5 protein-coding genes and 1 pseudogene are annotated in these 24,809 nt (G+C 74.1%); all 6 read right to left on the reverse strand.

Annotation, left to right across the window (positions count from 1 at the left end):
- Positions 1 to 103 precede the first annotated feature (103 nt).
- Positions 104 to 8,317, reverse strand: a complete 8,214-nt coding sequence (locus ACIA79_RS04950; RefSeq protein WP_399426732.1) for a type I polyketide synthase — start codon at positions 8,315 to 8,317, stop codon at positions 104 to 106.
- Positions 8,318 to 8,368: 51 nt separating this feature from the next.
- Positions 8,369 to 9,250, reverse strand: a complete 882-nt coding sequence (locus tag ACIA79_RS04955) for an SDR family oxidoreductase (RefSeq protein ID WP_399426733.1) — start codon at positions 9,248 to 9,250, stop codon at positions 8,369 to 8,371.
- 63 nt (positions 9,251 to 9,313) lie between these two features.
- Positions 9,314 to 10,528 (reverse strand): aminotransferase class I/II-fold pyridoxal phosphate-dependent enzyme, encoded by a 1,215-nt coding sequence (locus tag ACIA79_RS04960; RefSeq protein WP_399426734.1) that lies wholly within the window; start codon positions 10,526 to 10,528, stop codon positions 9,314 to 9,316.
- A 66-nt stretch (positions 10,529 to 10,594) separates the two neighbouring features.
- Positions 10,595 to 11,173 (reverse strand): DUF2867 domain-containing protein, encoded by a 579-nt coding sequence (locus tag ACIA79_RS04965; RefSeq protein ID WP_399426735.1) that lies wholly within the window; start codon positions 11,171 to 11,173, stop codon positions 10,595 to 10,597.
- Positions 11,170 to 12,480 carry a cytochrome P450 gene (locus ACIA79_RS04970; protein ID WP_399426736.1) on the reverse strand — a complete coding sequence of 437 codons (1,311 nt, stop codon included), beginning with the start codon at positions 12,478 to 12,480 and terminating at the stop codon, positions 11,170 to 11,172. Before ACIA79_RS04970 ends, ACIA79_RS04965 begins: the two co-directional genes overlap by 4 nt.
- A gap of 173 nt (positions 12,481 to 12,653) precedes the next feature.
- Positions 12,654 to 24,809, reverse strand: a pseudogene (locus ACIA79_RS04975) (SDR family NAD(P)-dependent oxidoreductase); the annotation flags it as partial.

Consider the following 24,809-nt stretch of genomic DNA (forward strand, 5'->3'; position numbering starts at 1 on the left):
GAGGCCCGTTCACGTCCCGGCCGTGAACGGGCCGCTCGCCGGACGGGGACCGGCTCACGCGTACCGGCCTCCGCCGCCCGTCGGTTCAGTCGGTTCAGTCGGTTCAGTCGGACAGCAGCGTCCGCTGGATCAGCTCGTCGAGGTCGAGGTCGTCGATCTCCTGGTCCAGTTCGTCCGTGGCCGTCGCCTCGTCGTCCGGACCGCCGGGCGCGGGCCCGGTCCCGCCGAACAGGCGGTCCAGCAGGTGCCCCGCCAGCGCCGCCGGTGTCGGGTAGTTGAAGATGACCGTCGCCGGGATCTCCACGCCGGTGTCCTTCTTGACGTGGTTGCGGAACTCCACCCCGCTCAGGGAGTCGAACCCGATCTCCTGGAACGACATCCGGGCGTTGAGGTGGTCCGCGGACGGGTAGCCGAGGACGAGGGCCGAGGTGGCCAGCAGCAGCTCCTGGATCCGCTCCGTCCGTTCCTCCCGCGACAGGTCGGCCAACTGGAGCGCGAGCGCCGGCCCGCCGCTCTCCTCGGTCCTGCGGCGCCGCGGGGTGACCATCCCGCGGTACAGGGTGTGCACGGTCTCCTGCTCCCGCAGCCCCGCCCGGTCCAGCACGGCCGGCACCGCCAGCGGTGTGTCCAGGCCCAGCGCGGTGTCGAACAGCGCGGTCCCGGTCGCGGCGGGGATGGGCACGAACCCGGCACGCCGGAACCGCGAGAGGTCGGCCTCGCCGAGCTCACCGGCCATGCCGAGCTCCCACGGGCCCCAGGCGAGCGAGACCGCGGGCAGACCGGAGGCGCGGCGGTGGGCGGCCAGGGCGTCCAGGAACACGTTGGCGGAGGCGTAGTTCGCCTGGCCGGCCGTGCCGAACGTACCGGCGACCGAGGAGTACAGGACGAACGCCGCCAGGTCCTGGTCCTTCGTCAGCTCGTGCAGGTGCCACGCCGCGTCGGCCTTCGGTGCGAAGACCCGGTCGACCTGCTCCGGCGTCATGGCCTGCACGCTGCTGTCCTCCAGCACGCCCGCCAGGTGCACGACCGCGGTCAGCGGCGCCCGGGCCGGGATCCGTGCGAGCTCCGCGGCCAGCGCGCCGCGGTCGGACACGTCGCAGGCGGCCTGCACGACCTCGGCCCCGAGCGCGGTGAGCTCCTCGGCCAGTTCGCCGGCCCCCGGCGCCGCCGGGCCGCGCCGGCTGAGCAGCAGCAGGCGCCGCACTCCGTGCGCGGTCACCAGGTGCCGGGCGAACAACGCGCCCAGGCCGCCGGTGGCGCCGGTGAGGAGCACCGTGCCGCCGGTCCACTCGGGGCGTTCGGCGGCGGCCGCCGGGGCGGCGGCCAGGCGCGGCACGTACGCCACCCCGTGACGGATCGCCACCTGCGGCTCGGACGGGTCCAGTGCCTCCAGGACGGCCGGCGGCACCTCGTCGCCGTCGATGTCCACCAGGACGAACCGGTCCGGGTGCTCGGCCTGGACGGACCGCATCAGGCCCCACACCGGTGCGAGTGCCAGGTCCGGCGCCTCGTCCGGGCGGACGGCGACCGCGCCGCGGGTGACGATGACCCGCCGGGTCCCGTCGTCGAGCCAGGTCCGCACCCGGCCGAGCAGCTCGCGCGCGGTGGCCCGGGCCGACGCGGGCAGGTCCGCGCCCGCACTCGCGGTGACGTGGACGACCTCGGCGTCCGCCCGGCCCGCGCCGCCCGTGTGCGCGAGCGGCGTCCAGTCCAGCGTGAACAGGGAGTCGGCCGCGGCGACCGCGGCCAGCTGGTCCGCGGACGCGGGCATCAGGGCCAGCGACCCGACCGACAGGACCGGCGTGCCGTCCGGCCTGGTGATCAGCAGCGACACCTCGTTGACCCCGGTCAGCGCCGCCCGCACCCGGAGCTCGGCACCGCCGTTCTCGTGGAACGACACCCCGGACCAGGCGTACGGCAGCAGTGTCTGCTTCCGGTCCGGCCCGGCGAGCAGAGCGAGGACCGGGTGCAGGGCCGCGTCGAACAGCGCGGGGTGCAGGGCGAATCCGGACGAGGCGTGCGGTACGTCGTCGGGGAGCCGGATCTCGCCGTAGACCTCGTCGCCGGAGCGCCACAGGCCGCGCAGGCCCCGGAACGCGGGCCCGTATCCGTATCCGCGGTCCACGAGCTCGAGGTAGAAGCCGTCCAGTCCGACCGGGTCGGCGCCCGGCGGCGGCCAGGCGTCCGGCGCGGGGGCCGGTGCGGGGGCCGGATCGGCGGCGAGGGCGCCGACGGCGTGCCGGGTCCACGACCGCGACCCCGCCGGCCGCGCGTGGATGCCGATCTCCCGCCGGCCCGTGTCGTCCGCCGCGCCGACGGTGACCTGCAGTTCGACCGCGTCGCCGGTGAGGGTCAGCGGCGTCTGCAGGGTGAGTTCCTCGATCCGGCCGCATCCGGCCGTCTCCACGGCCTGCTGGGCCATGTCGACGTAGGCCGTGCCGGGGAACACCGCGCCGCCGAAGATGCGGTGGTCGCCCAGCCAGGTGTCGGTGGCCGGTGCGAGGTGTCCGCTCAGGACGATCTGGTCCCCCACGGCGACGTCGGTGGCCGCCGCGAGGAACGGGTGGCGGACCGCGGTGAGCCCGGCGCCGGTGACGTCGCCGCCCGGCGGCCGGGGCCGCACCCAGTACCGCTGCCGTTCGAAGGCGTAGGTGGGCAGTTCGGCGTGGTGTCCGGTGACGCCGACGGCCGCGAGGTAGGCCCGCCAGTCCACGGCGACGCCCGTGACGTGCAGTCGGGCGAGCGCCTCGGCCAGCGCGCGGGGCTCCGGCCGCGACCGGCGCGCCATCGGCACCGCGGTCGCCTCCGGCGCGATCCCGGCGAGGGTCTCGCGGGCCATGGCGGACAGCACGGCGTCCGGTCCGACCTCGACGAACACCGACGCCCCGGCCGCCACCGCGGCGCGCACGCCGTCGGCGAAGCGCACCGCCTCGCGCACGTGGCGCACCCAGTACTCCGGCCGCTCCAGCTCGCCGTCCGCGAGGGCGCCGGTGACGTTGGAGACGACGGGCAGGCGCGGTGCCGCGTACGACACCGACCGTGCCACCTCCTCGAACTCCGCCAGCATCGGCTCCATCAGCGGTGAGTGGAAGGCGTGCGAGACCCGGAGGCGCTGGGTCTTGTACCCCTCGCCGGAGAACTTCGCCTGGAGGGTCAGGACGGTGTCCTCGTCGCCGGAGATCACCGTCGAGTGCGGGCCGTTCACCGCGGCGACGCGGACCAGGTCCGTCCGGCCCTCGATCGCCTCGCGGATCTCGTCCTCGCGCGCCTGGACGGCGACCATGGCCCCGCCGCGGGGCAGTGCCTGCATCAGCCGGCCGCGCGCGGCCACGAGCCGGGCCGCGTCGGCGAGGGAGAACACGCCCGCCACGTGCGCGGCGGCCAGCTCGCCGATGGAGTGGCCCACCAGGACGGACGGCACCACACCGAGCGACTCCAGCAGGCGGAACGCCGCCACCTCGAAGGCGAACAGCGCCGGCTGCGTCATCGCGGTCTCGTCGAGCAGCGCGGCCAGGTCCGAGCCGGGTTCGGCGGCGACCACCTCGTCGATCGCGTGGTCCAGCAGCGGTGCGAAAGCGGCGCAGGCGGCGTGCCACGCCTCGGCGAACACGGGGAACCGCCGCACCAGTTCGCGGCTCATGCCGAGGCGCTGGCTGCCCTGTCCGGAGAACAGGACGCCGACGTCCGGCTCGCCGCCGGCGGCGCCGGTGATCAGGCCCGCCGCACGCTGCTCCGAGGCCAGCGCGTCCAGGCCGGCGAGCAGTTCGGCCCGGCCGGTGCCGAGTACGACCGCTCGGTGGTCCAGGACCGCGCGACCGGTGGCGAGGGTGGCCGCGATGTCGCCGACGCGGGGGGCCCGTTCGCCACGGACCGCGTCGCGCAGCCGTACCGCCTGGGCCGTCAGGGCCGGGGCCGTGCGCGCCGACACCAGCCAGGGCACGACCGCCGCGGGCACCGTGCCGTCGTCGGCCGGCGCGTCGTCACCGGCCGGCTCGTCACCGGCCGGCTGGTCCGGGTCTCCCTGTTCGAGGATGACGTGGGCGTTGGTGCCGCTGATCCCGAAGGAGGACACGCCCGCCCTGCGGGGCCGGTCGGCGTCGGGCCACGCGCGCTGCTCGTGCAGCAGCTCCACCGCGCCGCCGGACCAGTCGACGTGCGGCGTCGGTGTGCCGGCGTGCAGCGTACGGGGCAGTACGCCGTGGCGCATGGCCATGGTCATCTTGATGACGCCGGCCACCCCCGCGGCGGCCTGGGTGTGCCCGATGTTCGACTTGAGGGAGCCCAGCCACAGCGGTCCGCCGGTCCGTTCGCGGCCGTACGTCGCGAGCAGTGCCTGCGCCTCGATCGGGTCGCCGAGGCGGGTGCCGGTGCCGTGCGCCTCGACCGCGTCGACGTCCGCCGCGGACAGACCGGCACCGGCCAGCGCCTGCCGGATCACGCGCTCCTGGGAGGGACCGTTCGGCGCGGTGAGCCCGTTGCTCCCGCCGTCCTGGTTGACGGCGCTGCCGCGCAGGACGGCCAGCACCCGGCGGCCGTTGCGCCGCGCGTCGGACAGCCGCTCCAGCACCAGCACGCCGACGCCCTCGGACCAGCCGGTGCCGTCGGCGGCGTCGGAGAACGCCTTGCACCGGCCGTCGCCCGCGAGTCCGCCCTGCCGGGCGAACTCGACGAACATGCCGGGCGTGGACATGATCGTCACGCCTCCGGCCAGCGCGAGGGAGCTCTCGCCGGACCGCAGGGACTGCCCCGCCATGTGCAGGGCCACCAGCGACGACGAGCACGCGGTGTCGACGCTCACGGCCGGGCCCTCGAGGCCGAGGGTGTAGGCGACGCGGCCGGAGAGCACGCTGGCCGCGCCTCCGGTCAGGGCGTGTCCGGCCAGCTCCTCCGGAACCTCGGACAGGCGCGGCAGGTAGTCCTGGCTCATGGCGCCCAGGAAGACACCGGTCCGGCTGCGGCGCAGCGCGGCCGGGTCCTGCCCGGCGTGCTCCAGCGCCTCCCATGCCGTCTCCAGCACCAGTCGCTGCTGCGGGTCCATGGACAGCGCCTCGCGCGGGCTGATGCGGAAGAAGCCCGCGTCGAAGTCCCCGGCGTCCGGCAGGAAGCCGCCGACCCGGGCGTAGTCCGTGCCGGACTGCGGCCATCCCCGGTCGTCCGGGAAGGGCGTGATGGCGTCGGTGCCGTCGGTCACCAGCCGCCAGAGGTCGTCGGGGGACGTCACGCCGCCGGGGTACCGGCAGGCCATGCCGATGATCGCGATCGGCTCGTCGGATCCGGTGGCCCCGGCGTCCTCGTGCGCGTGCTCCCCCGGTCGCGCCCCGGACAGCCGCTCACCGAGGTGCCGCACCACCGCGCCCGGGGTCGGGTGGTCGTAGATCAGGGAGGCCGGCAGTTCCAGCCCGGCCGCCCGGCTCAGCCGGCCGCTCAGCTCCACCGCGGTCACCGAGTCGAAGCCGAGTTCGCGGAACGTGCGGCCGCTGCCGACCGCTGCGGCGTCGGCCAGTCCGAGGACGGCCGCCGTGTGGGAGCGGACCATCGCTCTGAGGTCCTGTCCGGCAAGCCGGCCGGGTGCGGCGGCCGCGGACCGCGGCTCCGCCGCCGTGGACGCCGTGGGCGTGGCCGGGGTGGCGGGCTGCGGCGGTACGGGCTGCTCGGTGCGCTGTCCGGAGACCCAGAAGGACTGCCGCTGGAACGCGTAGGTGGGCAGCGGAACGCGGCCGGCTCCGTCGAACAGCGGCCGCAGGTCCACGGCGACGCCCTTGGCGTGCAGCTCGGCCATCGAGTGCAGCAGGCGTCGCGACTCGTTCTCGTGCCGGCGCAGGGTGCCCTGCACCACCACGCCGGGCACGGTGTTCTGGATGGACATGGTCAGCACCGGCTGCGGGCTGACCTCCACGAACACGCCGTGTCCCGCGTCGGCCAGCGCGGTGACGGTGTCGGCGAAACGTACCGGCTCACGGAGGTTGCGGTACCAGTACTCGGCGTCGAGCTCGGCCACGTCCACCCGGCCCGCCCGCACCGTGGAGTAGAACGCCACACCGCTGTCGGTCGTGGCGATGCCCTCGGCGATCGCGAGGATCTCGTCCCGGATGGACTCCACCTGGGCCGAGTGGGACGCGTAGTCGATCGGGATGACCCTGGTGCGGATGCCGCGGGCCTCGCAGTCGGCCTTGACCTGGCGCACCGCCGCGATCTCACCGGAGACGACCACCGCGTTGGGGCCGTTGACCGCTCCGATGGAGACCCCGTCCCGCCCGGCGATCTCGGCCGCGATCTCCTCGGCGGGCATCGCGAGCGACACCATCATCCCGCGACCGGAGATGCCCGCGTTGATGGCCCGGCTGCGCAGGGTCGCCAGCCGCAGCCCGTCGGCGAGGGAGATGATGCCCGCGGCGCAGGCCGCGGCGGCCTCGCCCTGGGAGTGGCCCACGACGGCGTCGGGCACCAGGCCGACCGAGCGCCACACCTCGGCGAGCGACATCATCACCGAGAACAGCGCGGGCTGCACCACGTCCATGCGCTCCAGCGCGGCCTCGTCGCCGAGTACGTCGCGCAGGGACCAGTCGACCATGTCGCCGAGCAGCCGCTCGCACTCGGCCATGCGGGCGGCGAACACGGGCGAGGAGTCCCACAGTTCCAGGGCCATGCCCACCCAGTGGGAGCCCTGTCCGGGGAAGACCCACACCACACCGGGCCCGGGGGTGCCGGAGCCCTCCACCACGTTGCCCGCCGGTTCGCCCGCCGCCAGCGCGGTCAGGCCGGCCAGCAGTTCGGTGCGGTCGGCGGCGACGACGACACCGCGGTCGGAGAGCACCGACCGTGTCGTGACGGTGGAGAAGCCGACGTCCGCCGGGTTCAGGTCCGCGTCGGCGGCCACCCGGTCGCGCAGCCGCGCGGCCTGGGCGCGCAACGCCTCCGGGGACTTGCCGGAGACCACGACCGGCACCGGGCGGGAGGGGTGTTCCGCCGCGGGTCCGGGGGCCGTCCCGGCCGCCGGCCCGGAGGGGGCGGCCGCGGCGGGCGGCGCGGCGACGACGACGTGGCAGTTGGTGCCGCCGACCCCGAAGGAGCTGACTCCCGCGACCCCCGGGTCGCCGTCCGGGCCCTGCGGCCAGGGACCGGTGCCGGTGTTGACCTCCAGGCCCCACCGCGTCATCGGGATCGCCGGGTTCGGCTCGGAGAAGTTGAGGCTGGCCGGGAGCGCGCCGTGCCCGATCGACAGGGCGACCTTGATCAGTCCGACGACACCGGCGGCGGCGTCCAGGTGCCCGATGTTCGTCTTCACCGATCCGACGAGGAGCGGTTGCCCGGAGTCCCGGCCCGCGCCGAGCACCGACCCCAGCGCGCCCGCCTCGATCGGGTCGCCCACCCGGGTGCCGGTGCCGTGCAGTTCGACGTACCGCACCTGCCGTGGATCGACGCCGGCCCTGGCGTACGCCTGCCGCAGCAGCGCCTGCTGCGCCCGGCCGCTGGGCACGGTCAGGCCCTCGTCGTCGCCGTCGTGGTTCACCGCGCTGCCGAGCAGCACACAGGCGATCGGGTCGCCGTCGGCCAGCGCGTCGTCGAGCCGCTTGAGGACGACGATGCCGGCGCCCTCGCCGCGGACGAACCCGTTGGCGCGGGAGTCGAACGTGTGGCTGCGGCCGTCGGGGGACAGTGCGCCCGCGCGGGCGAAGGCCAGGGTGTTCTCCGGCGCCAGGTTCAGGTGCGCGCCACCGGCCAGGGCCAGCCGGGCGGCCCCGGACAGCAGGCTCTCGCACGCCATGTGCACCGCGACCAGTGAGGACGACTGGCCGGTGTCCACGGCGAGGCTGGGTCCGTGGAACCCGAAGGCGTGGGAGAGCCGGTTGGCGATGAGCCCCCGGCTGAGCCCGGCCAGGGAGTGGTGGGAGACGGCGTCCGTTCCGTACCGCTGCACCAGTGACGCGTAGTCGTCGCCCGTGGCGCCGAGGAAGACGGCGGTGTCGCTGCCGCGCAGGTCCTCCGGCACCAGGGCCGCGTCCTCCAGCGCCTCCCAGCCGAGCTCCAGCACCAGGCGCTGGCGCGGGTCCGTGGCGACGGCCTCGCGCGGGGAGATGCCGAAGAACGCGGCGTCGAAGTCGGCCACCCGGTCCAGGAAGCCGCCCCTGCGGTACGGCGCCAGGTCGGGGACGTCGTACCACCGGTCCGCGGGAGCATCGGTGATGGCGTCCACCCCGTCGCGCAGCAGGCGCCAGAAGCCCTGGACATCACCGGCCCCCGGAACCCGGCACGACATGCCGACCACGGCGACGGCGCGGTCCCCCGGGCCATCGGTCCTTCGCTCGCCCTGTTTCACTGTCTCCCTCTCCTGTATCCCGCGCGGTCGGCCATCGCCACGCATGAACTTCTACGGTGTGCGGACGTCGCCCGCGGCTGTGTGTCCGGCCGGCCGGTCCCGGCGTACCTTGCGGACGGTGCGGTCGACGAACCACTCGAGCGCGCCGGGCAGCATCACGGAGACGGCCGAGCCCACCCGGTTCACCGTGCCGGGCACCATCCGGGTCTTGCGTCGTTCGATCAGGCGGACGATCCCGGCCGCCACCTGCTCGGGCGGCATCAGCTTCATGGCCTTGGAGAACTCCTTGGTCTCCACCGGCAGCCGCGGCCGTTCGTACGCGTAGTGCGGGGTGTCCACGTCGGGCGGGCAGATGTAGCCGACGTGGACGTCGTACGGGTTGAGCTCGGCACGCAGCGCCTCCAGCAGGCCGCGCACGGCGAACTTCGCCGGGCTGACGGCCGTGTAGCCGAAGGTGCCGGCGATCCCGACGACCGCGGACACGCCGATGACGGTGCCGCGCCGGCGTTCGATCATCGACGGCACGACCGCCCGGACGGGCCACAGCGTGCCGAAGTAGTCGGTCTCCATGACCTCGCGGAAGGCACTGTCGTGCAGGTCCTGGAAGTAGCCGGCCTCCGTGATGCCCGCCGAGGTGACCAGGATGTCGCACGGTCCCTGCCGGGCGGTCAGCTCCGCGATCGCCTTCTCCACCGCGGCCCGGTCGGTGACGTCCGCCACCGCGGTGGCCACGTGGGCGCCGCCCCCGGCGAGCTGCGCCGCGGCCTCCTCCAGCCGTGACGCCGTCCGCGCGATCAGCGACACGCGGGCGCCCCTGGCGGCCAGCAGCCGGGCCGTGGCCAGGCCGATCCCGCTGGACCCGCCCGTCACGACGGCGTGCGTACCGGGACCTATGGCCCGGGCGGACCGCCCTTCGGCCTTGTTCCCCTTCATCTGTGCAGACCTCTCCCAACCAGTGAGGACGAGCGTGGACATCCGGTGCGAACCCGGTGGTGGTCAGAAGAGCTTCTTGTCCCGCAGCTTCTTGGAGACCTCGATGAAGTGGTCGAGCTGCTCCTCGGTGTGCGAGGCGTTGATGATGATGCGCAGCACCGCCTGGGCGCGCCGCGCCGCCGGGTACACGTACGGGGGGACCCGGATGTCGTGGTCGAGGTAGGCCTGGAACAGCTGGAGGCACTTGTGCTCGTCGCCGACGACGAGCGAGGTGAAGCAGGTCTCGGTGTCCGTGATCGGCAGCTCCTCGTCGAGCAGCCGCTTGCGGAAGTCGGCGACCTTCGCCAGGTAGTTGTCGACGATCTCCGGCTCCTCGTGGGCGAGGAGCCGGGTGATGTAGGCGGTGCCCGCCGCCGCGGGGGCCAGCACACCGGCGGTGAAGGCGCTCGCCCCGGAGAGCAGTTCGAAGGAGGTGATGGCGTCCTTGGGGCCGGCGATCAGGCCGCCCTCCAGGCCGACGGCCTTCTTCAGCGACACCATGATGAAGGTGGAGCGGAGCAGCCCCTGGTACTCCTGGTGGAACTTCCGGTGCGGCGGCCCGTAGACCATGAAGCCGTTCGCGTCGTCCACGTACGAGAGCGCCCCGTACTTCTCGCAGACGTCGACGATCTCGTGCATCGGCGCGACCACGCCGTCGATCGAGTACACCGACTCGAAGACGACCACCACGCGCTTGCCGCGCAGCTTCTTCAGGATCGCTTCGAGGCTCTCCACCGAGTTGTGCTCGAAGGCGAACAGCCGCTCACCGAACTTCAGGTTCTCCGCGGACTTCCACAGCGACCAGTGCGCGTCCCGGTCGAAGACGAAGACGACGTCCCGATTGACCATCGAGAGGCCCTTCATGAGCGACTGGGTGCCCGCCATGGCGCTCATGAAGCCGATGTTGGCGAGTGTTCCGGTCGCGAAGCTGATCGCCGACTCCTTCTGGAGGTAGTCCGCGATCGTCCGCTCCATGTCGAGGTGCGGGGGCATGACGCCCTGGAGGATGCGGCTGCCGCCGGTGGCGAGGCCGTACTGCTGGGTGGCGTCGAGGAGGACCTTCATCACGTCCTCGCGGCGCTGGAGGTCCAGGAAGTTGACCGACGCGAGGTTCGTGATCATACGGTCGGTGCCGTGCACCGGCCCGGGTATCACTCCCGACACCGGCGGCTCGGCCATGCCGGCCGCCCGGATGCCGTCGGCGAACTTCTCGAAATTCCAGCCTGGCAGGGAAGTCATCGCGGGTGAAGCCTCGTTTCTTGTGGGTGCGGCCGGCGGGCCGTGTGCCGCCGGGCTGCCGGTACGTCAGGTGTAGTGCGGCCAGTTCTTCCCGACCGCACGGAGCAGCTGGGGGTAGACGAAGAGGCGGCGCAGGGGCTTGCCACCGGTTCTGTAGGCGTGTCCGAGCAGGCCGTTGGGTTTCCAGAGCGACGCCATCTGGGCGTAGTACGTGCCCTTGCCGTCCGGGACCCAGCCGATGTGCATCAGCGCGTGCACGGTCCGGTTGGCCAGCTCGGCCACGTACTCGGTGTCCGTCTGGTAGACGGCGGTGAAGGGGAGCGACACGAAGTCCGGGCCGCGCGGGCCGTCGCGGAGGTCCTCCGGGAGCCTGTCCCGGACGGACCTCACGCGATGTCCCACACCCTCCCTCTCCTGGTCCCACCCGAACGTCCGGCCGAGCGTCCAGCGGATCCTGAAGAGGTTGCGGATGACGAAGCCGGAGTTCTCCTCGTCGCCGTCGCCCGTGAACCCGCGGACGAAGCGGGCGAGTTCGTCCGGGCCGCCGGGTGTCGGCAATGCCCAGACGTCCTCCACCTCGAAGTCCTGGGCGAACTCGTGGATCCGCCAGGGCCTTCCGGTGTACTCGCTGTTCGGGATCCTCATCCGGTGGGCCGCGGCCTGTTCTTCCGCGGCCGGAGCTCCAGCTGGGCCCCGCGCTTCGGCGTCATGGTGACGGAGCGGCCGACCGGCACCTCCGGGGTCATGTCCGGCCGGTGCAGGTCGCAGGTGGTCAGCAGCTCGCGCAGCACCTCCTTCATCTCCACCATCGCGATCCGGTCGCCGAGGCAGCGGACGCGGCCGCCGCCGAACGGGATCCAGGTGGAGGTGCTGGGCTTGACGCCGAGGAACCGCTCGGGCCGGAACTCGTAGGGGTCGGGGTAGACCTTCGGGTCGTGGTGCACGAGGTAGGCGCTCGCCCAGAGCATGCAGCCCGGCTCGTAGCGCACCCCGCCGATCTCGATCGGCTTGACCACCTCGCGGGGGATGATGTGCGGGTTCGGGGGCCACCTGCGGAGCGACTCGATCACCGTGGCCGTGAGGTACTCGTCGCCGGCACCCTCGTCGATCTCCGCGAGGAGCCGCTGGAAGACGGCCGGTTCACGGGTCAGGTGCTCCAGCGACCAGCAGATGGCCGCGGCGGTCGTCTCGGTGCCGGCGACGAACATGGTCATGATCTCGTCGCGCAGCTCGACGGCACTCAGCGGAGAGCCGTCCTCCGTCGTCATGCCGAGCATCATGGCGAGCATGTCGTCGCCGGGCTCGCCCGAGTTCACGCGCTCGGCGATCGCCTGGGCGATCAGCTGGTCGCAGCGGTCCCGGTTCTTGAAGAAGCGGTCGAGGCCCAGCGGCCGGATCGCCCGGAGCAGGCGCACGCCGAGCGGTGACATCTCGTGCGTCTCGATCATCGTCGCGACGCTCGCGTTCAGCTTGAGCATCTCCCAGATGACCTCGAACAGCTCGTCCCAGCAGGACGGCACGTGCTTGCCGAAGACGACCTCGCGGATCACCTGGATGGTGAACTTGTGCACGTACGGGCGGAGCGCGACGGCCTTGCCGCGCGGCCAGCCCGCCACGGCCTCCTTGGCCATGCGCCGGACCGCTTCCTCCGTCCGCTGGTGCGCGCTGCCCCGCACCGACGGCATGATCCCCTTGCGCCGGGCGAGGTGCTCCTTCTCGTCCAGCCAGGCCAGCCCCGTCTGGCCGAAGAACTTCTCCAGCGAGGCGCTGCCCCGTCCCGTGTGCAGGACGTCGCTCGGGGCGAGGAACAGCTGCTTGACGTCCTCGGGGTCCGACAGCACGTAGAGCTTGAAGCCGGGGAAGACCTTCAGCTCGAACTGCTTCCCGTACTTGCGGCGGCAATCCATCATGTACTCGCCGGGCCTGCGGAACAGCTGTACGTACTGCATCATCGTGGTGGTCTTCGGTCCCCGGATGCTGGATGCGGGAACCACGGGCCTCTTCGGCCCGGTCTCGGTCGTGGTACTGCTGCGGGTGTCCATTCCGTTCCGGCCCCTCGTGGATTGGTGTGGTGTGCGCTCGGTGTCCGCCGCGGCACGCGGCTCGTCGGGGGTGGCGGCCCGCATCAGCCGCTCACCGGGACCCGGACGGCGGCCGCCAGGTCGCGCAGCGTCTCGAGCAGCCCCGTCTCGCGCAGGTCCTCGATCGGGATGGCGGCGAGCATCGCCCGGATCTCGTCCTCCTCCGACAGCGGGGCGCCTCCCGCCGCCGGTCCGCCCTCGCCGGCCTGCTGCGCCACCAGGGTCAGCAGGTGCTCCGCGATGAGCCGCGGCGCCGGGTGGTCGAACGCGAGTGTGCCGTCGAGCTGCAGTCCGGTGAGCTTGTTGAGCTGGGTGCTCAGCTCGACCGCGCTCAGCGAGTCGAAGCCCAGTTCCTGCAGGTCGCGCTCCGGGTCGATCGCGTCGGCCGAACCGTGGCCGAGCACCCCGGCCACCTGAGCCCGGACCAGGTCCAGCACGACGCCGTACCGGTCGTCCTCGGGGACGCCGGCGAGGCGCCGGGCGAGGGACTCGGTCGTCCGCGCGCGGCCGGAGGTCCGCACCAGGCCGCGCAGCAGTGCGGGCAGCAGCCCGGCCGACGACTGGTGGCGCAGCGCGGCCTGGTCCAGCTGGACCGGGACGAGCACCGGCCGGTCCAGCCCGAGCGCCTGGTCGAACAGCCACAGGCCGAGCTCGATGGAGAGCGGGCGCAGGCCCATCCCTTCCAGTCGCGCGAGGTCGGTCTCGCCCATCCTGGCGGCCATGCCGGTGGTGTCGGACCACAGGCCCCACGCCAGCGACACCGCCGGCAACCCGGCCGCACGCCGCCGCGCGGCGAGCGCGTCGAGCGCGGCGTTGGCCGCCGCGTAGTTCGCCTGGCCGGGGCTGCCGATCGCGGCCGCGGCCGAGGAGAACAGGACGAACGCGGACAGGTCCATGCCGGCGGTGAGCTCGTGCAGGTGCCACGCCGCGTCGACCTTGGGCCGCATGACCCGCTCGATCTGCTCCGCGGTGAGCGCCCCGACCACGCCGTCGTCCAGCACGCCGGCGGCGTGCACGACCGCGGCCAGCGGCTCGTCCAGCGACGCCAGCAGTCCGGCGACCTGCTCCCGGTCGGCGACGTCGCAGGCGACGGCCCGCACGCGGGCGCCGAGCTGCTCCAGCTCGGCCACCAGCTTGTCCGCGCCCTCGGCGGCAGCACCGCGCCTGCTGGCCAGCAGCAGGCTCCGGGCACCGTGCCGCTCCACCAGGTGCCGGGCGAACACCGCGCCCAGGCCGCTGGTGCCACCGGTCACCAGGACCGTTCCGTCGAACGCGGGCGTCGCGTCCGGCGCCGCCGAGACCCGTGCGAGGCGCGGTGCGCGCGCACGGCCGTCACGGACCGCGATCCGCGGCTCGTCGAGGCCGGCCAGCGCCGCCCAGTCCGGCTCCTCGGTGCCGTCCACGTCCACCACGACGAACTGGCCGGGGAACTCGGCCTGCGCGCTGTGCACCAGACCGCCCACCGCGGCCTGGGCGGCGTCCGGTGCCTCGTCGCCGACCGCGAGACCGCGGTGGGTCGCGACGATCAGCCGTGCGCCGGTCAGCCATTCCAGGGACAGCCACCGCTGGACCAGGCCGAGCGCGTCGGCCACGGCTTCCCGTACTGCGTGCGGCCCGTCGCCGGGCGGCGTGGCGATGGTGGCGACGACCGCCTCCGGAGCCTGCGCGCCGTCGGCGATCGCCTGCTCCAGCGCGTCGAGGTCGGCGAACTCCTCGCCGAGGACCACCACGTGTGCCGTGGCCGGGGCGGTCGTGACCTCGCTCCAGTCCTGCTCGAACAGCGCGTTGCGCCCGGCGCGGCCGCCGTCGGCGAGCTGTGACGGCTCCAGGGGACGCATGTACAGCCGGTCCATGCTGAGCACCGGCTCGCCGTGCTCGCCGGCGATGTCGACCCGGAGCGCGGTGCCTTCCTCGGTGCTGACGCGGGCCCTGACCCGGGAGGTCCCGGTGGTGCCCAGGCGTATGTGCGACCAGGAGAACGGCAGCAGCGCGGTCTGGTCGGCACCCCGCTGCAGCAGGCTGCCGTGCATGGCGGCGTCGAACAGGGCCGGGTGGATGCCGAACCCGTCGCCGCTGGTGTCGTCCGGGAGCGCCACCTCGGCGAACACCTCGTCGTCCGTGCGCCACACCGCCCTCACGCTCTGGAAGGCGGGCCCGTAGTCGTAGCCGAGGTCGGACATGCCCGCGTAGAGCTCGTCGACCGACGCCTCCTCGGCGCCCGGGGGCGGCCACGGGACGGCCCACTCGGCCGCGATGGGCTCGGCCTCGGGGGCCAGGAGGCCCCGCGCGTGGCAGATGGTCTCCGCCGGCTCGTCGTCACCGCCGTGCTCCGGGCGGGTGTAGAGGGCGACGTCGCGGCGGCCGTTGCCGTCCGCCGGTCCGACGGTGACCTGGACCTGCCGTACGACTCCGTCCTCCAGGAGCAGCGGTGCCTCGACCACCAGCTCGTCGAGGGCCGGGCAGCCGGTCCGGGCGCCCGCGGCCAGGGCCAGTTCGACCAGGGCCGTGCCGGGAACGATCGTCACTTCCTGCACGACGTGGTCCCGGGTCCACCGCTGGGTGTCGGTGGACAGGCGGCCGCTGAACAGCCATTCGTCACGGTTGCCCAGCCGGGTGGCCGCGGCGAGGACCGGGTGCCTGACCGGGCCGAGCCCGGCCGCCGCGACGTCACCGGTTCCCGCGCCGGTGGTGAGCCAGTACCGCTCGCGCTGGAAGGCGTAGGTGGGCAGGTCGACGCGGCGCGCGCCGGTCCCCGCGTAGTACGCTGCCCAGTCCACCTGTACGCCCGCGTTGTGCGCCTGTCCGAGGAACCCGGCGAAGGTCTCGGCCTCCGGGTGCTTGGCGCGCAGCGCGGTCAGGAACGCCGCGTCGTCGCGCCGGTCCAGGGTCTGGCGGGCCATCGCGGTCAGCACCGCGTCGGGGCCCAGCTCCAGGAAGCGGCGTACGCCCAGGTCCCACAGCGTCCGCACGCCGTCGGCGAACCGCACGGCCTGCCGCACGTGGCGGACCCAGTACGCGGCGTCGAAGGCCGGCACCGGCTGCCCGGTCACGTTCGACACCACGGGGATGCGCGGCTCGTGGAACTCCAGCTCCCGGGCCACCGCCTCGAACTCCGCCAGCATCGGTTCCATGCGCGGGGAGTGGAAGGCGTGCGAGACCCGCAGCCGCGTGGTCTTGCGCCCCTCCCACAGCGGCAGCCACTCCTCCACGGCGTCGGCGTCGCCGGAGACCACCACCGCACGCGGCCCGTTCACCGCCGCGATCTCCAGCCGTTCCCCGAACCCGGCGAGCGACTCCGCGACCTCGGCCTCATCGGCCTGCACCGCGACCATCGCGCCGCCCTCCGGCAGCGCGCCCATCAGCCGGCCGCGCGCCACCACCAGGGCGACCGCGTCGCCCAGGGACAGAGCCCCGGCCACATGGGCGGCGGCGATCTCACCGACCGAATGGCCGATGAGGTGGTCGGGGCGGACGCCCAGCGACTCCACGAGCCGGAACAGCGCCACCTCGACGGCGAACAGCGCCACCTGCGTGTACTCCGTCGCGTCGAGCACATCGCCGTCGGCGGCGAGCAGCTCCCGCAGCGACCGGCCCAGCAGCGGGTCGGCCTCCGCGCACACCGCGTCCAGAGCCGCGGCGAACACCGGGTACGCCTCTGCCAGTTCCAGCCCCATCCGGGCCCGCTGCGACCCCTGACCGGTGAACAGGAACGCGGTCTTCCCCGCGATCGGGCGGCCCTCGACGACCCGGGCCGCGGACTCGGCGCCGGCGAGCGCGGCCAGCGCGCCCAGCAGTTCCTCGCGGTCGGCGGCCACCACGGCCGCCCGGTGGTCCAGCGACGCCCTCGACGTCACGGCCGAGAACGCCACGTCCGCGACGGACAGCTCGGGCCGTGCTTCCAGGTGCGTACGCAGCCGCTCGGCCTGCGCCCGCAGTGCGGCACCCGTGCGGGCCGACACCAGGACGGGCACCGCGCCCGCCGGCCGCTCCGCCGGGGAGTGCGCCGCCTCGTGCGCGGGGGCCTCTTCGAGGATGACGTGCGTGTTGGTGCCGCTGACGCCGAACGACGACACACCGGCGCGCCGCGGCCGGCCGGCGGCGGGCCACTCCCGCGCCTCGGTCAGCAGCTCGACCGCGCCCGACACCCAGTCGACGTGCGGCGACGGTTCGTCGGCGTGCAGCGTGGGCGGCAGCACACCGTGCCGCAGCGCCATCACCATCTTGATGACACCGGCCACGCCGGCCGCCGCGGAGCTGTGGCCGATGTTCGACTTGACCGATCCCAGCCACAGCGGGTCGGTCGCACGCTCCTGGCCGTAGGTCGCCAGCAGCGCCTGCGCCTCGATCGGGTCGCCCAGCGTCGTACCCGTGCCGTGGCCCTCGACCGCGTCCACCTCGGCCGGCGAGAGGCCGGCGTTGGCGAGGGCCGCCCGGATCACCCGCTCCTGGGAGGGGCCGTTCGGCGCGGTGAGGCCGTTGCTCGCACCGTCCTGGTTGACGGCCGAGCCGCGCACCACGGCGAGGATCTCGTGGCCGTTGCGGCGCGCGTCGGACAGCCGCTCCACCACGAGCAGACCGAGGCCGTCGGCGAAGCCGGTGCCGTCCGCGTCCGCCGAGTAGGCCTTGCACCGGCCGTCGGGGGCGAGGCCCCGCTGCCGGCTGAAGTCGACCAGCAGGTGCGGCGCGGTCATGACCGACACGCCGCCGACCAGCGCCAGCGAGCACTCACCCGAGCGCAGCGCCTGCGACGCCAGGTGCAGGGCGACCATCGACGACGAGCACGCCGTGTCGACGGAGACGGCGGGCCCTTCCAGGCCCAGGCTGTAGGCGACGCGCCCGGACACCACGCTGGTGGTGGTGCCGGTCAGGAAGTAGCCGTCCATCTCCGGCAGCTTCGCCGCGCCGTAGTCCGAGGTGACCGCGCCCGTGAACACCCCGGTGTCGCTGCCGCGCAGGGACGTGGGGTCGATCCCGGCGCTCTCGATCGCCTCCCAGGCCGCCTCCAGCAGCAGCCGCTGCTGCGGGTCCATGGCGAGGGCCTCGCGCGGGCTGATGCCGAAGAACTCCGCGTCGAAGTCGCCCACCCCGTCGATGAAGCCGCCACCGCGGGTGTACAGGGTCCCCGGCTGGTCCGGGTCCGGGTCGTACAGCCGCTCCAGGTCCCAGCCCCGGTCACCGGGCAGCGCGGAGATCGCGTCCCGGCCGGACACGACGAGCTCCCACAGGTCGTCCGGGGACGCCACGCCGCCGGGGTAGCGGCAGCTCATGCCCACGATGGCCAACGGCTCGCCGGCGTCCGCCGCCTGCGTGCGCGTCCGTACCACCGGGCGGGGTGCCTCGACGGTCCCGAGCTCGGCGAGCAGCATCCGCGCGACCGCCGTCGGGTTCGGGTGGTCGAACACCAGGGTCGCGGGGAGCCGGAGACCGGTGACCTGGGTGAGCCGGTTGCGCAGTTCGACGCCGCTGAGCGAGTCGAAACCGAGGTCCTTGAACGCCCGGCCGTCCTCGATCGCGTCGGCCGAGGCGTGTCCCAGCACGGACGCGACCTGCGTCCGCACCAGGTCGAGCACGACCTGCTCGCGGTCCGCCCCGGCGACTCCGGCGAGCCGCTGGGCGAGCGACCCGCCCGCCGTCTGCCGGCGGGCCGGCGCGCGGACCAGTCCGCGCAGCAGGGCCGGCAGCAAGCCGTCGCGGGCGCGCGCCCGCAGGGCGGCCAGGTCGAGCCGCACCGGCGCCGGCAGTGCCGTGCCCGTGGCGAGGCTCCGGTCGAACAGGGCGAGCCCCAGTTCGGCGGGCATCGCACCGACGCCCATCTGCTGCAGCCGTGTCCGCTCGGTGTCCTCGAGGTGGCCGGTCATACCGGTCGCGTCGGCCCACAGCCCCCACGCCAACGACACCGCCGGCAACCCGGCCGCACGCCGCTGATGCGCCAGAGCATCCAGCGCGGCATTGGCCGCCGCGTAATTGCCCTGCCCCGGACTGCCGATCAACGCCGCGACCGAGGAGAACAGCACGAACGCCGACAGATCCATACCCGCCGTCAGCTCGTGCAGATGCAGCGCCGCGTCCACCTTCGGCCGCATCACCCGCTCCACCTGCTCCGCCGACAGCGACTCCACCACACCGTCGTCCAGCACACCCGCCGCATGCACCACACCCGTCAGCGGACGCTCCAACGACCCCAGCAACCGCGCCACCTGCTCACGGTCGGCGACGTCGCAGGCGACGACCCGCACCTCGGCGCCGAGCGCCTCCAGTCCGGCCGTCAGCTCCGCGGCCCCCTCGGCCGCGGGACCGCGCCGGCTCACCAGCAGCAGGCGCTTCGCCCCCCGCTCGGCGACCAGGTGCCGTGCGAGCAGCGCACCCAGACCACCCGTGCCACCCGTGACGAGGACCGTGCCCTCCGGGTCGAGCGGCGCCGGAACCGTGAGGACGACCTTGCCGGTGTTGTGGCCCTCCCGCAGGAAGCGGAAGGCCCCGCCGGCGTCGCGGACGTCCCAGGCGCGGACCGGGGCGTGGCTGAGCGCGCCCTGCTCGAACAGCGCGACGATCGCGGTCAGCATCTCCTGCAGCCGGTCCATGCCGGCGTCGAACAGGTCGAACGACCGGTACCGCACTCCGGCGTGCGCGGTGGCCACGGCCTCCGGGTCGCGCACGTCCGCCTTGCCCATCTCGATGAACCGGCCGCCGTGCGGCAGCAGGTCGAGCGACGCGTCGACGAACTCGCCCGTGAGCGCGTTGAGCACCACGTCCAGGCCGCCGGTCGCCTCCAGGAACGCGTCCCGGAAGCCGAGGTCGCGCGACGAGGCGATCCGCTCCTCCGGTACGCCGAGGGCACGCACCGCACTCCACTTGTGCGGGCTCGCGGTGGCGTAGACCTCGGCACCGAGGTGGGTGGCCAGCTGTACGGCGGCCATGCCGACCCCGCCCGCCGCGGAGTGCACCAGCACCCGGTCCCCCGTACCCACACCGGCCAGGTCGACCAGGCCGTGGTAGGCGGCGAGGTGGACCACCGGCACCGCGGCCGCTTCGGTGTACGACCAGCCGGCCGGCATCGGCACGACCATCCTGCGGTCGGTGACGGCCAGCGGGCCGAAGCCCTCCGGGACGAAGCCGAACACCCGGTCGCCGGGTGCCAGGTCGGTCACGTCGGCCCCGACGTCGAGCACGACGCCGGCGGCCTCGCTGCCCAGCGGCGCCTCGTCCGGGTACAGGCCGAGCGCGATCAGCACGTCCCGGAAGTTCAGGCCGGCGGCGCGCACGCCGACGCGGATCTCGCCCGCGCCGAGCGGCCTGCCGCCCTCCGACGGGGTGATCGCCAGGTCGTCCAGCGAGCCCTTCCGGCCGGTGGACAGCCGCCACGCGTCGCCGGACGGTCCCTCGGGCGCCCGGCCGAGCCGCGGCGCGAGCACCCGCCCGTGGCGCAGCGCGAGCTGCGGCTCGTCCGTGCCCACGAGCGCCGCCCAGTCCGGCGCGTCGTCGGTGCCGGCGCCGGCGCCGGTGTCCACCACGACGAACCGTCCGGGGTGCTCGGACTGGGCGCTGCGCACCAGGCCCCACACCGGGGCCTGCGCCACGTCCGCCGGCTCGTCGCCGACGGCGATGCCGCCGCGGGTCACCACGACCAGCCGCGCGTCGGCCAGCCGATCGCTGCCGAGCCACCGCTGCACCAGCGCCAGGGCCCGTACGGCGGAGTCGCGCGCCGCGTCCGCGGCGGCGCCCACGGGCGCCGCCACCTCGGCGACGACCACGTCCGGTGCGCTCCCGCCCTCGGCGAGCGCCTGCTCCAGGGCGTCGAGGTCCGCGAACTCCTCGCCGAGCACGGTGACCCGGCCGGTCGTCGCCGCCACGGTGACCTCGGCCCAGTCCATCCGGAACAGCGGGTCACCGGTTCCCGTGGCGCTCTCCAGCTGCGCGGGGTCGACCGCGCGGAAGACGAGCTTGTCCATGTGCAGCACCGGCTCGCCGTACGCGCCGACGACCTCCACGCGCAGCGCCGAGTCACCGGCCGGGGAGAGCCGCACCCGGGCGCTGGTCGATCCGCCGTCACCGAGGCGGACGCCGGACCAGGAGAACGGCAGGACGACCGCGTTGCCCGGCCCCTTCTCCAGCAGGCCGCCGTGCAGCGCGGCGTCGAGCAGTCCCGGGTGGACGCCGAAGCCGCCGTCGTCGACGCCGTCCGGCAGCGCGACTTCCGCGTAGACCTCGTGGCCCAGGCGCCATACGGCCCGCACGCACTGGAACAGCGGTCCGTAGTCGTAGCCCAGGTCCGTCATGCCCGCGTAGAGGGCGTCCACCGAAGCGGCCTCGGCACCCGTCGGCGGCCACACCTGTGCCCACTCGGCGGCCGGGGGCGCGGGGACCGTATCGGGGGCGAGCCAGCCGCGTCCGTGGCAGATCGCCTGCTGCGCCTCGTACTCGTCGGTCTCCCGGCGCGAGTAGACCGCCACCTCGCGGCGGCCGTCGGCGTCGGCCTGGCCGATGGTGATCTGTACCTGGCGCGCCGTGTCGTCGGCGAGCACCAGTGGCGCCTCCAGCACCATCTCGTCCGCCACGGTGCAGCCCAGCTCGCGCCCGGCGGCCAGGGCCATCTCGACCAGCGCGACACCCGGGACGATCACCGTGCCCAGGACGACGTGGTCGCGGGTCCAGGGCTGGCCGTCCGCGGAGATGCGGCCGGTGAACACCCACTCGTCGCGGTCGCCGACCGGCACGGCGGCGCTCAGGACCGGGTGACCGACGTGGCTCAGTCCGGCCACGGACGCGTCGCCCGCGCCGGTTCCCGGCGTCAGCCAGAACCGGCGGCGCTGGAAGGCGTACGTGGGCAGGCCGACCTGCCGGGCGCCGGTGCCCGTGAACAGGGCGGACCAGTCGACGGTGACCCCGGCGGCGTGGGCCTCGGACAGCGACAGCAGGAAGCGGCGCAGGCCCCCCTCGTCGCGGCGCAGCGAACCGACCACGGCGGCCGGGCCGTCGGCGTCGTGTGCGGAGACCGTTCCTTCCACGGCCATCGCCAGCACCGGGTGCGGCGACACTTCGACGAAGCAGCCGGCGCCGTTGTCGGCCAGGGCCCGGACGGCGGGCTCGAACCCGACCCGGCCGCGCAGGTTGGCGTACCAGTAGGCCGCGTCCAGCGCCTCGCCGTCGAGGAACTCGCCCCGGGTGGCCGAGTAGAAGGGGATGCGCGCGGAGACCGGAGTGACCGGTGCGAGTACGTCGAGCAGTTCGGCCTCGATCGCCTCGACCTGCGCGGAGTGCGAGGCGTAGTCCACGTTCACCCGCCGCGCCCGGACGCCGTCCCGCTCGCACCCCGCGACGATCTCGTCCAGCGCGGCGGGCTCCCCGGCGACCACCACCGCGGCCGGCCCGTTCACCGCCGCGAGCGACACCCTGCCCTCGTAGGGGGCCAGAAGCTCCTCGGCCCGCTCCACGGGCAGTGCCAGCGACACCATGCCACCGCGTCCGGCGAGGCGGTCCAGCACCAGCCGGCTGCGCAGTGCCACGACGTGCGCTCCGTCCTCCAGGGACAGCGCACCCGCCACCACCGCGGCGGCGATCTCACCCTGCGAGTGGCCCACCACGGCGGACGGCTCGACACCGTACGAACGCCACAGCGCGGCGAGCGACACCATCACCGCCCACAACGCGGGCTGCACCACGTCGACCCGCTCCAGCGGGGGGGCGCCCTCCGTGCCGCGCAGGACGTCCTCCAGCGACCAGTCCACGTAGGGCGACAGCGCCACCGCGCACTCCGCCATCCGCTCGGCGAACACCGGGGAGGTGTCGAGGAGTTCGACGGCCATGCCCGCCCACTGCGCGCCCTGGCCCGGGAAGACGAAGACCGGCTTGCCTTCCGCCACCCGGCCTTCGACCACACCGTCCGCGGGGTCGCCCGCGGCGACCGCGGTCAGACCGGCGAGCAGCTCGTCGCGGTCCGCCGCGACCACGACGGCCCGCCGGTCGAGGTGGGCGCGCGTCGTCGCCGCCGAGAAGCCGGCGTCCAGCAGGGAGACCTCCGGCCGTGCGGCCAGGTGGGCGCGGAGCCGCTCGGCCTGCTCGCGCAGTGCGGCGTCGCTGCGCGCGGAGAGCGGCACCGGCACCACGGGCGGTGCGGCGGAGACCGGCTCGGCGGGGGCCTCCTCCTCGGCCGGGGCCTCTTCGAGGATCACGTGGGCGTTGGTGCCGCTGACGCCGAACGAGGAGACGCCCGCGCGCCGGGGGCGCTCGGCGGCCGGCCACTCCCGCGCCTCGGTGAGCAGTTCGATCTCGCCCGACGCCCAGTCGACGTGCGGGGTCGGCGCGTCCACGTGCAGGGTGGGCGGCAGCATCCCGTGCCGCATCGCCTGCACCATCTTGATGACGCCCGCGACTCCGGCCGCGGTCGAGGAGTGGCCGATGTTGGACTTGATCGACCCCAGCCGCAGCGGCCCGTCGGTGCGGTCGCGGCCGTACGTCGCCAGCAGCGCCTGCGCCTCGATGGGGTCGCCGAGCGTCGTGCCGGTGCCGTGGCCCTCCACGGCGTCCACGTCGGAGGGCGACAGGCCGGCGTTGGCGAGCGCCTGCCGGATGACGCGCTCCTGCGAGGGGCCGTTGGGGGCGGTCAGGCCGTTGCTCGCACCGTCCTGGTTGACGGCCGAACCGCGCACCACGGCGAAAATTTTGTGGCCGTTGCGACGCGCGTCGGAGAGGCGCTCCACGACGAGCAGGCCGAGTCCGTCGGAGAAGCCGGTGCCGTCGGCGGACGCCGCGTACGCCTTGCACCGCCCGTCCGGGGCCAGTCCCCGCTGGCGGCTGAAGTCGACGAACAGGGTGGGTCCTGCCAGCACGGTCACACCGCCGACCAGCGCCAGCGAGCACTCGCCGGACCGCAGCGACTGCGCGGCCAGGTGCAGGGCCACCAGCGAGGAGGAGCAGGCGGTGTCCACCGACTCCGAGGGGCCTTCGAGGCCCAGGGCGTAGGACACCCGGCCCGACACGACGCTCGTCGTCGATCCGGTCAGCCGGAACCCCTCGATCTGGGGCAGACCGCCGGCCGGCGCCGCCGCGTAGTCCGAGGGGCCCACGCCGCAGAAGACGGCCGTGTCGGTGCCGCGCAGGGACATCGGGTCGATGCCCGCGTTCTCGAACGCCTCCCAGGCTCCTTCCAGCATCAGCCGCTGCTGGGGGTCCATCGACAGCGCCTCGCGCGGGCTGATGCCGAAGAAGTCCGCGTCGAACTCGGTCGCGGTGTCCACGAACCCGCCCACGCGGGAGTAGGAGGTGCCGAGCCGGTCGGGGTCCGGGTCGTAGAGCCGCTCCAGGTCCCAGCCGCGGTCGGTCGGCAGCCCCGACATCCCGTCACGGCCCGAGGCGACGAGGTCCCACAGGTCGTCCGGCGAGCTGATCCCGCCGGGGTACCGGCAGCTCATACCGATGATCGCCAGGGGCTCGTTCGCCCGGTCCTCGAACTCCCGCAGCCGGGTGCGGGTCTCGCTGAGCTCGACGGCCGTCCGCTTCAGGTACTGAACGAGCTTTTCCTGCTGTGGGTCGGTGCTCTCAGTGCTCATGTTCACTTTCCTCTTCACCCCTCGCCGATCTCGGCGTCGATCAACTGGAAGACCTCGTCAACGGTCGTGGCCGCCTCGATCAGTGCACGCGTGCTCTCTCCGCTCTCGGTGATGTCGGCGAGCAGCTTGCGCAGCCGGTCCGCCACGCGCTGCTTCTCGCTGGTCGCGCTCGCGGCGAGCATGCCTTCGAGCTTCTTCAATTCCTGGTCGATCAGCGGTTCTTCGTCTCCTCCACCGATCTCGGCGAGGATCAGCCGGGCGACCGCCGCCGGTGTCGGGTGGTCGAAGACCAGGGTCACGGGCAGCCTCATCCCGGTGGTCCGGGTCAGCCGGTTGCGCAGGCCGACTGCGGCCAGCGAGTCGAAGCCCAGCTCCTGGAAGGCCCGCTCGGGGGTGATCGTGGCCGCGGAGGCGTGGCCCAGGACGGCCGCGACCTGCTCCCGCACCAGGTCGAGCACGACCTTCTCGCGGACGGCCTCCTCCGCCACCCCGGACAGCCGCTGGGTCAGCGACCCGCCGGGGGAGTCGGCGCGCCGTGCCGGTGTGCGCACCAGTCCGTGGAGCAGCGGGGGGAGCAGTCCGGCCCGCGCCTGGGCGCGCAGTGCGGCCGTGTCGAGCCGGACCGGCGCCAGCAGCGCCGCGTCCGAACCCAGC

Source organism: Streptomyces sp. NPDC051310, assembly GCF_044455245.1.
Taxonomy (GTDB): domain Bacteria; phylum Actinomycetota; class Actinomycetes; order Streptomycetales; family Streptomycetaceae; genus Streptomyces.

Coding starts and splice junctions, on each gene's coding strand:
- ACIA79_RS04965 (WP_399426735.1), bottom strand. CDS start 11,173: ATGAGGATCCCGAACAGCGAGTACACCGGAAGGCCCTGGCGGATCCAC.
- ACIA79_RS04955 (WP_399426733.1), bottom strand. CDS start 9,250: ATGAAGGGGAACAAGGCCGAAGGGCGGTCCGCCCGGGCCATAGGTCCC.
- ACIA79_RS04960 (WP_399426734.1), bottom strand. CDS start 10,528: ATGACTTCCCTGCCAGGCTGGAATTTCGAGAAGTTCGCCGACGGCATC.
- ACIA79_RS04970 (WP_399426736.1), bottom strand. CDS start 12,480: ATGATGCAGTACGTACAGCTGTTCCGCAGGCCCGGCGAGTACATGATG.